This is a genomic window from Parazoarcus communis SWub3 = DSM 12120 (genome assembly GCF_003226565.1).
Classification (GTDB): Bacteria; Pseudomonadota; Gammaproteobacteria; order Burkholderiales; family Rhodocyclaceae; genus Parazoarcus; species Parazoarcus communis.
The window spans coordinates 400360-415567 of record NZ_QKOE01000001.1 but is presented as its reverse complement, the minus strand read 5'-3'; the positions used below and the strand labels follow the sequence as shown (position 1 = coordinate 415567).

General features: G+C 61.1%; 14 protein-coding genes. 7 read left to right on the top strand and 7 right to left on the bottom strand.

Features of this window, described 5'->3' with window-relative positions; all coding sequences use genetic code 11:
- Positions 1 to 26: 26 nt before the first annotated feature.
- From ftsZ to DNK49_RS01935, 3 genes are all read left to right on the top strand, one after another.
- Complete coding sequence (gene ftsZ, locus DNK49_RS01945; RefSeq protein WP_110522616.1) at positions 27 to 1172, top strand: cell division protein FtsZ; 1146 nt, start codon at positions 27 to 29, stop codon at positions 1170 to 1172.
- 154 nt (positions 1173 to 1326) lie between these two features.
- Positions 1327 to 2250, top strand: a complete 924-nt coding sequence (lpxC, locus tag DNK49_RS01940) for a UDP-3-O-acyl-N-acetylglucosamine deacetylase (RefSeq protein ID WP_110522615.1) — start codon at positions 1327 to 1329, stop codon at positions 2248 to 2250.
- A gap of 10 nt (positions 2251 to 2260) precedes the next feature.
- Positions 2261 to 2449: a hypothetical protein gene (locus DNK49_RS01935; RefSeq protein ID WP_110522614.1), complete on the top strand. Its 189-nt coding sequence runs from the start codon at positions 2261 to 2263 to the stop codon at positions 2447 to 2449.
- 7 nt (positions 2450 to 2456) lie between these two features.
- Here the strand turns inward: DNK49_RS01935 and DNK49_RS01930 are convergent, their stop codons facing one another.
- Positions 2457 to 2891, bottom strand: coding sequence for a DciA family protein (locus tag DNK49_RS01930; protein ID WP_110522613.1), 435 nt, complete (start codon positions 2889 to 2891; stop codon positions 2457 to 2459).
- A gap of 90 nt (positions 2892 to 2981) precedes the next feature.
- Here DNK49_RS01930 and secA point away from each other — a divergent pair, with 90 nt between their 5' ends.
- Together secA and argJ are read left to right on the top strand one after the other, a co-directional pair.
- Positions 2982 to 5705 (top strand): preprotein translocase subunit SecA, encoded by a 2724-nt coding sequence (gene secA, locus DNK49_RS01925; RefSeq protein ID WP_110522612.1) that lies wholly within the window; start codon positions 2982 to 2984, stop codon positions 5703 to 5705.
- Between the two features lie 20 nt (positions 5706 to 5725).
- The gene (gene argJ, locus DNK49_RS01920; protein WP_110522611.1) at positions 5726 to 6964 is read left to right on the top strand and encodes a bifunctional glutamate N-acetyltransferase/amino-acid acetyltransferase ArgJ; all 1239 of its coding nucleotides are present in this window, start codon (positions 5726 to 5728) and stop codon (positions 6962 to 6964) included.
- 96 nt (positions 6965 to 7060) lie between these two features.
- Here the strand turns inward: argJ and apaG are convergent, their stop codons facing one another.
- The gene (apaG, locus tag DNK49_RS01915) at positions 7061 to 7453 is read right to left on the bottom strand and encodes a Co2+/Mg2+ efflux protein ApaG (protein ID WP_211170838.1); all 393 of its coding nucleotides are present in this window, start codon (positions 7451 to 7453) and stop codon (positions 7061 to 7063) included.
- A 135-nt stretch (positions 7454 to 7588) separates the two neighbouring features.
- On the opposite strand from apaG, the gene purB reads away from it, so the two are divergent.
- Positions 7589 to 8956: an adenylosuccinate lyase gene (gene purB, locus DNK49_RS01910; RefSeq protein ID WP_110522610.1), complete on the top strand. Its 1368-nt coding sequence runs from the start codon at positions 7589 to 7591 to the stop codon at positions 8954 to 8956.
- Between the two features lie 102 nt (positions 8957 to 9058).
- Positions 9059 to 9376 carry a DUF2322 family protein gene (locus tag DNK49_RS01905; protein WP_110522609.1) on the top strand — a complete coding sequence of 106 codons (318 nt, stop codon included), beginning with the start codon at positions 9059 to 9061 and terminating at the stop codon, positions 9374 to 9376.
- A 68-nt stretch (positions 9377 to 9444) separates the two neighbouring features.
- Here the strand turns inward: DNK49_RS01905 and secF are convergent, their stop codons facing one another.
- From secF to queA, 5 genes are all read right to left on the bottom strand, one after another.
- Positions 9445 to 10377 carry a protein translocase subunit SecF gene (gene secF / locus DNK49_RS01900; RefSeq protein ID WP_110522608.1) on the bottom strand — a complete coding sequence of 311 codons (933 nt, stop codon included), beginning with the start codon at positions 10375 to 10377 and terminating at the stop codon, positions 9445 to 9447.
- Between the two features lie 22 nt (positions 10378 to 10399).
- A complete protein-coding gene (gene secD / locus DNK49_RS01895) occupies positions 10400 to 12265 on the bottom strand; it encodes a protein translocase subunit SecD (protein ID WP_110522607.1) in 1866 nt (621 codons plus the stop codon).
- Positions 12266 to 12371: 106 nt separating this feature from the next.
- The gene (gene yajC / locus DNK49_RS01890; RefSeq protein ID WP_110522606.1) at positions 12372 to 12698 is read right to left on the bottom strand and encodes a preprotein translocase subunit YajC; all 327 of its coding nucleotides are present in this window, start codon (positions 12696 to 12698) and stop codon (positions 12372 to 12374) included.
- A 367-nt stretch (positions 12699 to 13065) separates the two neighbouring features.
- Positions 13066 to 14178, bottom strand: a complete 1113-nt coding sequence (gene tgt / locus DNK49_RS01885; protein ID WP_110522605.1) for a tRNA guanosine(34) transglycosylase Tgt — start codon at positions 14176 to 14178, stop codon at positions 13066 to 13068.
- On the bottom strand, positions 14168 to 15202 hold the full coding sequence (gene queA / locus DNK49_RS01880; RefSeq protein WP_110522604.1) for a tRNA preQ1(34) S-adenosylmethionine ribosyltransferase-isomerase QueA: 1035 nt from the start codon (positions 15200 to 15202) through the stop codon (positions 14168 to 14170). The genes tgt and queA overlap by 11 nt, the downstream gene beginning before the upstream one ends.
- Positions 15203 to 15208: the final 6 nt, after the last annotated feature.

The following is a 15208-nucleotide window of genomic DNA, read 5'->3' as shown; positions in this document are numbered from 1 at the left end:
GGCCGTTTATCTAGGAGGCGAGGCAAATGTTTGAAATCGTTGAGAAGGAACCGACCGGGACGATCATCAAGGTGGTCGGTGTCGGCGGTGCCGGCGGTAATGCGGTCGACCATATGATTCGCGAAGGCGTGCAGGGCGTTCAGTTCGTATCGGCCAATACCGATGCCCAGGCGCTGGCCCGTTGTCTGGCTCCGACCAAGATCCAGCTTGGCATCACGGGTCTGGGCGCTGGGTCCAAGCCTGAAGCGGGTCGTGCCGCGGCGCAGGAGTCGCGCGAGGCGATTGCCGCTGCACTCGAAGGTGCCCATATGTGTTTCATCACCGGCGGCATGGGTGGCGGTACCGGCACTGGCGCTGCGCCGGTGGTGGCAGAGATTGCCAAGGAGATGGGCATTCTCTGCGTTGCCGTGGTCACCAAGCCGTTCGATTTCGAGAACCGCATCCGTGTGGCGGAGAGTGGTGTCGAAGAACTGACGCGTCATGTCGATTCGCTGATCGTGGTCCTCAACGACAAGCTGCTCGATGTATTCGGCGACGATGCCGGCTTCGAGGAGTGCTTCCGTTCGGCCGACAACGTACTGCGTTCGGCAGTTGGCGGCATTGCTGAAATCATCAACGTACCGGGTCTGGTCAACGTCGATTTCCAGGACGTCCGCACTGCAATGGCCGAGATGGGCCGCGCGATGATGGGCTCCGCCGAAGCCTCCGGCATGGACCGCGCCCGTATTGCGGCCGAGCAGGCTGCGGTGTCGCCGCTGCTTGAAGGTACGGAACTCTCCGGTGCGCGTTGTGTTCTGATCAACATCACGGCCAGCAAGTCGCTGAAGATGTCCGAAGTCCGCGATGCGGTGAAGACGGTGCAAGCGTTTGCGGCTCCGGAAGCCTTTGTCAAATACGGTACGGTGTTCGACGAAAGCATGGAAGATCGCATCCGCATTACCGTGGTTGCGACCGGTCTCGGCACGCCGCGCGCAGCAGCGCGTCAGCCGGTGATGCAGGTGGTTCAGGGCACGGGTACCTATGGTCCGATGGGGGGTGCTGCGGTGGACATGAACAATCTGGATGTGCCGGCAGTGATGCGTAGCGGCCGTCGTACCACGGTTGATGCCATGAGCAACAACGGCGTGGGTACGTACGACATTCCGGCATTCCTGCGTCGTCAGGCCGACTGAGCCCGGTTTCCCGCGACGTTCTGCGGGGCATCCGGACGGACACCTACCCTGAGCCGCCGCCTCCGGCGCAGGGTAGGTGTCCGTTGCCGTTTGTGCACCGCGGTTGACCAGGCCCTCCATGCTAAACTTGGGCAGTGAAACGGGAACGAAACACATGATCAGGCAGCGCACACTCAAATCGATCGTCAAGGCCACTGGCGTGGGGCTTCATGGTGGCCGCAAGGTGAACCTGGTGTTGCGTCCGGCCGCGCCTGACAGCGGTATCGTGTTCCATCGGGTGGATCTGGATCCTCCGCTGGATTTTCCCGCTGATCCTTATGCCGTGTGCGATACCCGCATGTGCTCCGGTCTAGAGAAGGGCGGGCAGAAGGTCGGCACGGTAGAGCACCTGATGTCGGCACTTGCCGGACTCGGCATCGACAATCTACATGTCGATGTCGATGCGCCCGAAATTCCCATTCTCGACGGCAGTTCCGGCCCCTTCGTCTTCCTGCTGCAGTCCGCGGGTATCGAGGAGCAGTCCGTGCCGAAGAAGTTCATGCGGGTCAAGAAGGCGGTGGAGTACCGTGAAGGCGACAAGTGGGTACGCCTGGAGCCTTACGATGGATTTCGCCTTGAGTTCTCGATCGTGTTCAATCACCCCGCGATTGACAGCACCTCGACCGCAGTGACGGTAGATTTCGCCGAGCAGTCCTATATCCGCGATGTAGCCCGGGCCCGTACCTTCGGTTTCATGCAGGATGTCGAGTTCATGCGTGCCAACGGACTGGCCCTGGGTGGCAGCCTGGATAACGCCATCGTGATGGACGAATACCGGGTACTCAACGCAGAAGGTCTTCGGTATGCGGACGAGTTCGTCAAGCACAAGGTGCTGGACGCCATTGGTGATCTCTATCTGTGCGGTCACCCGCTACTGGCTGCATATTCCGCTCACAAGGCTGGCCATGCGTTGAACAACCAGATCCTGCGCGTGTTGCTCGAAGACAAGTCCGCCTGGGAACTCGTCTCCTTCGAAAAGCCCGCCGCCACCCCCGCCGCGGTGACTCACCAGTTTGCCGACGCCCTTGCAATGACTTGAGGGCCCGTCGATGCTGCTGATGCGCGTGGTCGGTCTGCTGGTGATCCTCAGTGTCGCGGGCTCCCTGCTGCTCTGGTTGCTGACTGGTAATTCACGCTACAAAGCCTGGGCGTGGAAGACCTTCCGGGTCGGCGTCGTCGTGTTGTTTGTATTTCTTGCCTTGTTTGCACTCGAAAGGGTGCTCGCCCCGATGGTGTGAGGCCTGATCAGCGCTCGCGGCTGCGTCTTGCCAGGCGTTCGAGCGAGTCGCGCAAGGGGGAGTCTGCCGGTAGCGTGGCGGCAAAGTCCGTGAGCGTGTCCCGTGCTGAAGGGGACATGCTCCGGTTGCTGGGTGCGCGCGCTGGAACGTGCTGCTCCGGTGTCGCAACCTTGATCTTGATCGATGATAGCGGATAGCCTGCACGCAGGAAATGATCAAGCAGGCTGGGCGCCATCTGTTTCAAGCGTACCGCAATCGCGCCGCCGCGGGCGGCGATCACCAGCGTGTCATCCTTCAGGTTTGCAATGCTGCATGCGCCAACGAACTGGGGCGGCAGTGCCTGCTCGAGCAAACCCTGCAGGCGACGCAGGCGCGCTGCATGATCCTGAAGCCTGGCCAGCATGTCGCCGCTGCCGAGAAAGCGTTGTATCAGGGTGCTCATGGACTTCCTGTTTACGGTCGGTATGAAATACGGCGGACGTTCGAGCATGATAAACTCGCGCCTTTGCCGCATTGACGTCGACCCTATCTCATGTTCTCCGGCCTTCTCAAGAAAATCTTCGGTACGCGTAACGATCGCCTGGTCCGCCAGTATTCCCAGACCGTCCGCAGGATCAATGCCCTCGAGCCGGAAGTTTCGGCACTGTCCGATGAGGCGCTCAAGGCCAAGACTGTTGAGTTCAAACAGCGTCTGGCCAATGGTGAGACGCTGGATGCGCTGTTGCCCGAGGCGTTCGCGGTGGTACGGGAGGCTGGCAAGCGGGTACATGGTATGCGCCACTTCGATGTCCAGCTCATCGGTGGCATGGTGCTCAATGACGGGCGGATTTCCGAGATGCGTACCGGTGAAGGCAAGACCCTGGTCGCCACGCTGCCGGCCTATCTGAATGCGCTCAGTGGCAAGGGGGTACATGTCATTACCGTCAATGACTACCTCGCCAGCCGCGACGCGGACTGGATGGGGCGGATTTACGGTTTCCTGGGGCTGACCACCGGCTGCAACCTGTCGCGCATGAGCCATGCCGAAAAGCAGGCGGCCTATGCGTCGGACATCACCTACGGTACCAACAACGAGTTCGGTTTCGATTATCTGCGCGACAACATGGTCTATTCGACCAGTGAGCGGGTCCAGCGCGGGCTCAATTTTGCAATCGTCGATGAGGTCGATTCGATCCTGATCGACGAGGCGCGCACCCCGTTGATCATCTCGGGTCAGGCGGAGGATCACACCGAACTGTATCTGAAGATGAACCAGGTGGCGCCCCTGCTGAAAAAGCAGGAGGGGGAGGGTGACAATGTCACCGAGCCGGGCGACTACACCGTCGACCTCAAGTCGCATCAGGTGCTGCTGACTGAGCAGGGGCATGAGACCGCCGAGCAGTTGCTGGTACGCATGGGCTTGCTGGCCGAAGGGGGCGGCCTGTATGAGCCGGGCAACATCCTGCTGGTTCATCATTTGTACGCAGCCTTGCGGGCACACGCGCTGTATCACAAGGACCAGCACTATGTCGTGCAGAACAGCGAAGTCATCATCGTCGACGAGTTTACCGGCCGTCTGATGGCGGGTCGTCGCTGGTCGGATGGTTTGCATCAGGCTGTCGAGGCCAAGGAAGGCGTCCGCATCCAGGCCGAGAACCAGACCCTGGCCTCGATCACTTTCCAGAACTATTTCCGCATGTACGGCAAGCTCGCCGGCATGACCGGCACTGCCGACACCGAAGCGTTCGAGTTCCACTCGATCTATGGTCTCGAGACTGTGGTGATTCCCACCAACAAGCCCACCCAGCGCCGTGACGAGAACGATAAGGTCTACCGTACAGCCAAGGAAAAGTGGGATGCAGTCATCGCCGACATTCAGGACTGCGTCAAGCGCGGGCAGCCGGTGCTGGTGGGGACAACCTCGATCGAGACCAATGAGTACCTGTCCAGCCTGTTGAAGAAGGCCAAGATCGATCATCAACTCCTCAACGCCAAGCAGCATGACAGCGAAGCGCAGATCGTGTCTCAGGCCGGTCGCCCGGGCGTGGTGACCATTGCCACCAATATGGCGGGTCGCGGAACCGACATCGTGCTGGGCGGTAACATCGAGAAACCGGTCTCGCTGATGCGCGAGGACGACAGTATCCCTGCCGACCAGAAGGATGCGCGCATCGCCGATTTGCGTGCCGAATGGCAGAAAGTGCATGAGCAGGTGATTGCTGCAGGCGGTCTGCACATCATCGGCACCGAGCGCCATGAATCCCGCCGCATCGACAATCAGCTGCGTGGGCGCTCCGGGCGCCAGGGGGATCCTGGCTCCAGCCGTTTCTATCTGTCGCTCGAGGATCCGCTGATGAAGATCTTCGCCGGTGATCGTCTCAACGCGATCATGGTGCGGCTGAAGATGCCCGAAGGGGAGGCCATCGAGCATGCCATGGTCACGCGTTCGCTGGAGTCGGCCCAGCGCAAGGTGGAGCAGCGTAACTTCGATATCCGCAAGCAGTTGCTCGAGTACGACGATGTTGCCAACGATCAGCGCAAGGTCATTTATCAGCAGCGTAACGAGTTGCTGGAAAGCGACAATGTTTCCGACACCATCCGCGCGATGCGTCAGGGTGTGCTGCATGATGCTTTCCGCGTGTACGTGCCGCTTGAAAGTGTTGAGGAGCAATGGGATATCGCCGGCCTGGAGCAGGCGCTGGCGGCCGACTTTGCACTCAAGCTGCCGGTGGGCGATTGGGTCAAGGCCGAGCCCAACCTGGATGATGAGTCCATCCTCAAGCGCATCGTCGATGCCGCAGAGGAGACCTACGTTGCCAAGATCGCCAATGTCGATCTGAAAGCCTGGCAGCAGTTCGAGCGCAACGTCATGCTTCAGAGCTTGGATACACATTGGCGCGAACATCTTGCTGCGCTCGACCACCTGCGTCAGGGTATCCATCTGCGCGGCTATGCGCAGAAGAACCCCAAACAGGAATACAAGCGCGAGGCCTTCCAGTTGTTCGAAGGCTTGCTCGATACCGTACGTGTGGATGTATCCAAGCTGCTGATGACGGTGCAGATTCGCACCGAGTCGCAACTTGAGGCAGCGGAAGCGCCGCCTGAGGTGGATAACGTCCAGTATCACCACGCAGACTACGACGAAGCCTTGGGCGCGGCCGCCGCCAGGCAGATCACGCCTCAGACTGCCGAGGTGGGTCCCAAGGTTGGCCGCAATGATCCTTGTCCCTGCGGCTCCGGCAAGAAGTACAAGCATTGTCACGGCAAACTCAACTGAGCCCTTTCGGAGAGAACCTGATGGCTGTCAATCTGACAACCCCGAACCCTGCAAGCCTTTACCCCGTAGCCGGGGTACGCTTGGGGGTTGCCGAGGCGGGTATCCGCAAGGCCAACCGCCGCGACCTGACGGTGATCGAGTTGTGTCCGGGTAGCCGGGTTTCTGGCGTGTTTACATTGAATCGCTTCTGTGCGGCGCCGGTTCAGGTGTGCAAGACTCACCTGAAGCAAGGCGCCATCCGGGCGCTGGTGATCAATACTGGCGTGGCCAATGCGGGAACGGGCGAGCCGGGACTGGCGAATGCCCTGGCGACTTGCGCAACTCTGGCAGCGCAACTGGGGCTGGCCGCCGAGCAAGTGCTGCCATTTTCGACCGGGGTCATCCTTGAACCGCTACCGGTCGACCGTCTGGTTGCTGGTTTGCCCAGGGCTGTAGCGAACCTGCGATCCGATGGCTGGTTCGATGCAGCACATGCAATCATGACCACCGACACGCTGGCCAAGGCCGTGTCGAAGCAGGTGACAGTGGGGGGGCGTACCGTCACCTTGACCGGCATCAGCAAGGGCGCGGGCATGATCAAGCCCAACATGGCGACCATGCTGGGCTTTCTGGCGTGCGACGTGGCCATCAGCCAGCCTTTGCTGGATGCGCTGACCAAGGAAGCGGCTGATCTGTCATTCAACAGCATCACGGTCGACGGTGATACCTCGACCAACGATTCCTTCATCGTCATTGCAACCGGGCAGGCTGACAATGCCGAGATCACCGACATGGCGTCGCCGGACTATGCGGTACTGCGTCAGGCCGTCATCGACGTCTCGATCAGTCTGGCCCAGGCCATCGTGCGCGATGGTGAAGGTGCGACCAAGTTCATGACCATTGCGGTGGAGGGGGGCACCAGCCGTGACGAGTGCCGTAAGGTCGCTTACGCAGTGGGGCATTCGCCGCTGGTGAAGACGGCATTCTTCGCGTCCGACCCCAATCTCGGACGTATCCTGGCCGCAATCGGTTATGCCGGCATCGATGACCTGGATGTCAGTCGTCTTCGTGTCTGGCTTGGCAGCCCGGTGGAGTCGGTATTGGTGGCCGAGCACGGTGGACGGGCAGTCAGCTACGTTGAAGAAGCGGGGGCTCGCATCATGAAGGAGGCGGAGTTGACCGTGCGTATCGACCTGGCGCGTGGCGCAGCATCGGCAACGGTGTGGACCTGCGACTTCTCTTACGACTACGTCAAGATCAACGCAGATTATCGCTCTTGATTGCGGGCCCGAAGGGGCTGCTGGCGGGGATGGACGGGGCGGTCACGCAATGTGTGACCGCCCCGTCGCATTTGCGCGCAGGGCGGAGCGCCGTCCTCAGTGCAGCACTCGCGGCATGGCCAGCATGAAAGGCGGGATCGTGGCTTCGAAGCGATGGCCATCGCTGGCTTCCATCTGGTACGAGCCATGCATGGTGCCGACCGCGGTTTCCAGCACGCAGCCGCTGGAATAGCGGAAGGATGCACCCGGTTCGAGCAAGGGCTGTTCACCAATGACGCCTTGCCCGTGGACTTCCTGCACCTTGCCGGTGCCATCCGTGATGACCCAGTGACGGCTGATCAGGCGTGCAGCCGTGTTGCCGGTGTTGCGGATGGTGACGTGATAGGCGAAGACGTAGTGGTCTTCTTCCATGCTGGATTGGGCCGGAATGAACTCAGCGACGGCTTCCACTTCGATTCGATACGTTTGGGCGGTGCTCACGCGAAACATTCTCCTTTGGTTGGCTGTGGCCGGCGAGAGGGCGGGGCAGACCGGGTGGTACAGGTTTGCTCGAACAAGTCGGCGAAATAACAGCAAGTCCTGGGCCAGGGCGTTAAAATATCACCTTTTGTCCGGAAGCCCGTCATGTCCGTCACCGCTCTTACCGCCCTGTCCCCGCTCGATGGCCGTTATCACGGCAAGGTCGACGGCCTGCGCGATCACTTCTCCGAACATGGTTTGATCCGCAACCGGGTAAAGGTCGAGATCGAATGGCTCAAGGCGCTGGCCGCAGAGCCTGCGCTGGCGGAGATTGCGCCGTTTTCTGCGGCAACCGTGGCTGAACTGGATGCGGTGGTCGAAGGTTTCGGCGCTGCCGACAGCGAGGCGGTCAAGGCAATCGAGGCGACGACCAATCATGACGTCAAGGCGATGGAGTACTGGCTGAAGAAGCGGCTCGGTCACAACGCGGAAGTGATGAAAGTGTCGGAATTCATCCATTTTGCGTGCACGTCGGAAGACATCAACAATACTTCGCACGCCTTGATGTTGCAGGCTGGGCGGAACGATGTGCTGCTGCCGGCGCTCGACAAGGTCATCGCGCGCTTCCGGGAGCTTGCCCATCAACTGGCCGATCTGCCGATGCTGTCGCGTACCCATGGCCAGCCCGCCAGTCCGACCACGCTCGGCAAGGAAATGGCCAATATTGCCGCCCGGCTGATTCGTGCGCGTGCCCAGATCGCTGCGGTGTCACTGACGGCGAAGTTCAACGGTGCAGTGGGCAACTACAATGCTCACCTGTCGGCCTGGCCCGAGTTCGATTGGGAGAGTTTCAACCGAGGCTTCATTGAGTCACTTGGGCTGACGTTCAACCCCTACACCATTCAGATCGAACCGCACGACGCCATGGCCGAACTGTTCGACGCCACGGCTCGTACCAACACCATACTGCTCGATGCCTGTCGCGATATCTGGATGTACATCTCGTTGGGTTACTTCAAGCAGAAGCTGAAAGAGGGTGAAGTCGGCTCCTCGACCATGCCCCACAAGGTGAACCCGATCGATTTCGAGAATGCTGAAGGCAATCTCGGGATTGCCAACGCGGTGCTCCGCCATTTCTCTGAAAAGCTGCCGGTGTCGCGCATGCAGCGCGATCTGACAGACTCTACCGTGCTGCGCAATATGGGTGTCGGCTTTGGTCACACTGTGCTGGCACTCGACAGCACGTTGCGTGGACTGTCCAAGCTTGAGGCCGACCCGGCCCGCCTGGCTGCGGATCTGGACGAATGCTGGGAAGTGCTGGCCGAGCCAGTGCAGACGGTCATGCGCCGCTTTGCGATCGAGAATCCGTACGAGCAGCTCAAGGCGATGACTCGAGGCAAGGGCATAACCCGTGAGGCCCTGCAGGACTTCATCGCCACCCTGGCCATTCCGCAATCCGAGCGTGACCGCTTGCTGGCGATGACGCCGGCGAGTTACGTCGGCAAGGCCGCAGCGCTGGCCAGGAGCATCTGACTGACAGGCGGTTCGAGCCTTCGCAGAGGGGACTCTGCGGGTGCGGTCCGCTTACTTCACGCCACCTGAGGGTGGCGTTTTCAACTGCATGGAGCAAATGTTATGGCTTTCGCCGACAACCTGAAGCAACTGCCGGGGGTGTCCCACCTGGCGGCGATCAACCTGCTGGCGGCCGACGATACCGTGGTCGGTGTCATCGAGAACAAGCCCGGGCAAGCCGGCTCGCTGGTGGTATATAACCACCTGGCGCAGATTCATGGCGCGATCAGTCCTGACGCAGCCAGGAAAGGGCTGGAGCTCTATGCCGAACATACCGAGGATGCCCGGCAGAATCCCGGCAAGCATCCGAACATCGATCGTCTGATCGGTCTGGTTGAGCGCAACGAAACCCTCAAGGTGAAGCAGGTGTTCGCTGTTTGATGCAGGGTCTCTGTTTCAATGCAAAAAGGCGCCAACGGCGCCTTTTTGCATTCCCGGGTAGGGCCGACTCAGACGACCGCTTCTTCCTTTTCCTTCTTGGGCTTGACGAATTGTTCGCGCGACACACCCAGCCACATCACCATCGGGCTGGCGACCAGCACCGAGGAATAGATGCCGAAGCAGATGCCGATGGTCAGCGCGAGCGAGAAGTAGTACAGCGTCTCCCCACCGAAGATCAGCATGGCCAGCACCATCATCTGCGTGCTGCCATGGGTGATGACGGTTCGAGAGATGGTACTGGTGATTGCGTGGTCGAGCACTTCAGGGGTACTCATGTTGCGCTTCTTCTTGAACGTTTCGCGCACGCGGTCGAAGACCACGACCGATTCGTTGACCGAATACCCCAGGACTGCCAGCACCGCTGCGAGCACCGCAAGCGAGAACTCCCACTGGAAGAAGGCGAAGAAGCCGAGGATGATGATCACGTCGTGCAGGTTGGCGACGATGGCTGAGATCGAGAAGCGCCATTCGAAGCGCATCGCCAAGTAGATCATGATGCCCATGATCACCAGCAGCAGCGCCATGGCGCCGTCGGTGGCGAGCTCCTTGCCGACCTGCGGGCCGACGAACTCTACCCGGCGAAGCTCCGCTTTGGGGCCATCGATGCCCGCGAGCGTGGCCATGACCCGCTCCGAGACGCCGTTGGTATCCAGGCCTTCGCGGTTTGGCAGGCGGATCAGCACGTCGCGTGCGCTGCCGAAGTTCTGCACCTGAGCGTCCGGGTAGCCGTCATTGCCGAGGGCGCGCCGTATCGGTTCAAGCTGTGCAGCCTCGGCATAACTGACTTCTATCAGCGTGCCGCCGGTAAACTCGACCGACAGATGCAGGCCACGGGTGGCAAGGAAGAACACCGCCAGCACAAAGGTCAACATCGAGATGATGTTGAACAGCAATGCATGGCGCATGAACGGGATGTCTTTCTTGATGCGGAAGAATTCCATGATGTTTGATTTCCCGTTCTGCTTAGTTGTTACCTGGCTTCCAGACCTGACCGATCGACAGCGCTTCCACCTTGCGACGATGGCCGTAGATCAGGTTGATCAGCATGCGAGACACCAGGATGGCGCTGAACATCGACGTCAGGATGCCCAGGCAGTGCACCACGGCAAAGCCCCGTACAGGTCCCGAACCAAACACCAGCAGGGCGACACCCGCAATCAGTGTGGTGATGTTGGAGTCGAGAATGGTGTCCCAGGCGCGGTCATAACCCGCCGAGATCGCCGCTTGCGGGCTTGAGCCGTTACGCAGTTCCTCGCGAATGCGCTCGTTGATCAGCACGTTGGCGTCAATCGCCATGCCCAGTGTCAGTGCCATGGCCGCGATACCCGGCAGGGTCAGTGTGGCTTGCAGTAGCGACAGCAGGGCCACCAGCAGTAGCAGGTTGGCGGCCAGGGCAATGGTCGAGACCACGCCGAACAACAGGTAGTAGGCACACATGAACACGGCGATGGCAACAAAGCCCCACAGGGTGGAGTTGAAGCCCTTGGCGATGTTCTCTGCGCCCAGGCTGGGGCCGACCGTGCGTTCCTCGATGATCTCCATCGGTGCGGCCAAGGACCCGGCACGCAGCAGCAGGGCGACATCGTTTGCCTCTGCGGTGGTCATGCGACCAGAGATCTGTACCCGGCCGCCGCCAATCTCGCTGCGGATCACCGGTGCGGTGACGACTTCGCCCTTGCCCTTCTCGATCAGCAGGATTGCCATGCGCTTGCCGATGCTCTCACGGGTGACGTCGCGGAAGATGCGTGCGCCGGCTGCGTCCAGCGTGAGGTGCACTGCCGGTTCGTTGGTCTGGCCGTCGAAGCCGGGCTGGGCATCGGTCAGGCGGTCGCCGGTCAGCACCACCTGTTTGCGTACCAGCAGCGGAGGGCCGCCACGTTCGGTATACAACTCGGTCCCAAAGGGAACATTGCCAGCCAGGGCGCTTTCCAGCGCACCGGGGGTGTCGTCGACCATGCGGACTTCAAGTGTCGCGGTGCGGCCGAGAATGTCCTTGGCCTTGGCGACATCCTGGACGCCGGGGAGCTGGACGACGATACGCTCCGGCCCCTGTTGCTGGATCACCGGCTCGGCAACTCCCAGTTCGTTGATGCGATTGTGCAGCGTGGTGATGTTCTGCTTGATCGCAAAATCGCGCATGGTCTGCTGCGCCTGCGGGGTGAGTGCAGCGATCAGCTTCAGGTCATCGGCGCCATCGTCACGGTCCGTGAGCTGCAGGTCGTTGGTCGAGGCCTGGATCGCGTTGCGCCCGGCGTCTCGCTGGGCGGCATCTCGGAAGCGGATGTGGATGGTGTTGCCTTCGCGGGTAATGCCGGCGTGGCGGACGTTCTTGTCGCGCATCAGCGTGCGCAGGTCTCCGGTGGTGGCGTCCAGGCGCTTGAGCAAGGCACCCGGCATATCCACCTGCAGCAGGAAATGCACGCCGCCTCTCAGATCCAGGCCCAGATACATGGGCAAGGCGTGGATCGAGGTCAGCCAGGCCGGTGAGGCAGACAACAGGTTGAGTGCGACGACGTAGGAGGGGTCTTGCGGATCCGGATTGAAGGCGCGTTCGATCGCGTCCTTGGCCTGGATCTGGAGATCGGTACCGGCGAAGCGTGCGCGTACGCTGTTGGTGTCGGAAAAGATGCCGCTGTGTTCGATGCCTGCGCTGCGCAAGGCTTCAGCAACACGGTCACTGACGATGGCGGGGTCGAGCTTGAGGGTGGCCTTTCCGCTCGATACCTGGACTGCCGGTACCTCGCCATAGAAATTGGGTAGGGTGTAGATCAGGCCCCACAACAGGACGAGCCCGATGAGGAGATTCTTCCAGAGAGGATAGCGATTCATTGTCGGGGGCAGCAGAAGGATGAAAAGGCCGGAACTTGGGTGCGCATGCGCGCCCGGCACGGGCTGCAGACCGCCTGCGGCGGCTGCAGCATGAGTGCTGAACCGGTCAGAGCGCCTTCAGTGTGCCCTTGGGCAGCACGGTGGCAACGGCCTGCTTCTGCACTGCCACGATGGTGTTCGGCGCAATCTCGACCTGCACGAAGCTGTCACCGACATCGGTGACCTTACCTGCCACGCCGCCGCCCGTCACGATCTCATCCCCCTTGGCCAGCGCGCCGACCATGGCCTTGTGCTCCTTGGCACGCTTCATCTGCGGGCGGATCATCAGGAACCACAACACCACGAACATCAGGATCAGCGGCAGCATGCCCATCAGGCCACCAGTGGGGTCGCCACCAGCGGCGGCTTGGGCATAAGCGTTGGAAATCAGCACGTTCTACTCCGAGGGTTTAAGTCAAGCTATTGATTATAAGGTTGAAGCACTGAATGCGCGAAATTTCGCGCTGCGGAACCTATTCGCGGTGGCTATTGTCGCCAAAGGGTACTCACGGCTTGTGATCATGTGATTGCTGGCCGACAACTGGGGGTGACTTGTGCGATTGCAAGTTGTTTGCGCCTGGAAACCGCATTTGCCCGCTTGTCGTCGATGCATCAGCCAGCCGAACCACAGGGCTCGGCCGTCGAGGGCAGGCAACGCTTCGGTGCGGATCCTCTGCATTGAAAATGTGTTGCGCGTCTTACATAGTCGCTGCGTCGGCTCGGGAGGCGATCGCTGCCTCCCAAGGTGCGACTGGCTGCCTTCAGGTCGTGCCATTGGCACGTTCGCTGCGGAAGCGGCTGACGTAGTCGTCGAAGCGACCGACGGCGATGGCCTCGCGCAATTCCCTTGTCAGGGTCTGGTAGTAATGCAGGTTGTGGATGGTGTTGAGCATGCTGCCCAGGATCTCACCACTACGATGCAGGTGGTGCAGGTAGGAACGACTGAAGTTGCGGCAGGTGTAGCAGTCGCAACTTGGGTCGAGCGGCCGGGTGTCGGCCTTGTGAATGGCGTTCTTGATCTTGATGTCACCGTAGCGGGTGAATAGCCAGCCATTACGGGCATTTCGGGTGGGCATGACGCAGTCGAACATGTCTATGCCGGCGGCAACGCCCTCGACGATGTCTTCCGGGGTGCCGACGCCCATCAGGTAGCGGGGTTTGTGGACCGGCAGGCGCGGCGCTGTGTGCGCGAGGATGCGCTGCATGTCCTCCTTCGGTTCGCCGACTGACAGTCCGCCGATGGCAAAGCCGTGAAAGCCAATGTCCTCGAGTGCCGCCAGTGATTCATTGCGCAGGTCTTCGTACATGCCACCCTGGACGATACCGAACAGTGCGTTGGTGTTGCCCAGGCGGTCGAACTCGTCGCGCGAGCGTCGAGCCCAGCGCTGCGACAGGCGCATCGATTTCGCCGCCTCGTCCCGTGTCGCGGGGTAAGGTGTGCATTCGTCGAAGATCATCACGACATCCGAGTTCAGCGTGTGCTGGATCTGCATCGAGATCTCGGGGGTGAGGAACAGTTTGGCGCCGTCAACCGGGCTGGCGAACTTGACGCCCTCTTCGGTGATCTTGCGCAGGGCGCCCAGACTGAAGACCTGGAAGCCCCCCGAGTCGGTCAGGAGGGGCTTGTCCCAGGCCATGAATCCGTGCAGTCCGCCATGTGCCGCAACAACCTCCAGTCCCGGGCGCAGCCACAGGTGGAAGGTGTTGCCCAGGCAGATCTGGGCGCCGATGTCGCGCAGCATGTCCGGTGTCATCGCCTTGACTGTGCCGTAGGTGCCGACCGGCATGAAGACGGGGGTTTCCACCACGCCGTGGGCAAGCGTCATACGGCCGCGGCGTGCCTGGCCGCTGGTTGCGAGAAGTTCAAACTGCATGGTCGTTCCGGGTCAGGAGCATGGCGTCGCCATAGCTGAAAAAACGGTATTTCTGATCAATGGCATGGCGATAGGCTGCACGGATGGTTTGCATGCCGGCAAAGGCAGACACAAGCATCAGGAGGGTTGATTTGGGCAGGTGGAAGTTGGTTACCAGCGCATCCACGACCTGAAAGCGGAAGCCTGGCAGGATAAAGATTTCCGTCTCGCCACTGCCTGCGGCCAGCGGGCCGTCCTGCGCTGCAGCTTCGAGTGCGCGCATGCTGGTGGTGCCGACCGCAATCACACGTCCGCCGGCGGCGCGTGTCGCAGCGATGGCATCGACGGTTTCCTGCGGGATGACGTAGCGCTCGCGGTGCATGCGGTGCTCGCCAAGGTCGTCTACGCGAACAGGCTGAAAGGTACCGGCGCCGACATGCAGGGTCAGCCAGGCGCAACGCGCTCCGCGGGCGCGTATCGCCGCCAGCGTGGCCTCGTCGAAGTGCAGGCCGGCTGTGGGGGCAGCGACCGAGCCAGGATTGCGGGCAAAGACCGTCTGATAGCGGTTCTCGTCCTCATTGCCGGCTGCGCGCTGAATGTAGGGCGGCAGCGGCAGCTTGCCGTGGCGCTCAAGCAGGTCCACCAAGTTCTCGTCAGTGGGAAAACGCAGGTGGAAGAATTCTCCGACGCGGCCGATCACCGTGACGTCGAAGGCATCGGCCAGTCGTAGTGTGGTACCGGGTTTGGGCGACTTGGATGCGCGAATCTGGGCGAGCGCCTCGTGCGGTCCTACCGGGCGCTCAATCAGGACTTCGATCTGGCCGCCCGATGCCTTGCTTCCATGCAGGCGGGCGTGAAGGACGCGGGTGTCGTTGAACACCAGCAGGTCCTTGGGTCCGACAAAATCGGGCAGGTCGGCGAACACCTGGTCGCTCAACTTATCGCCGACGACAAGCAGGCGACTGGCACTGCGTTCAGCCAGTGGCGCCTGAGCGATCAGCTCAGGCGGAAGGTGGTAATCGAAATCGTCGAGTGTCAGCGACATCTATCT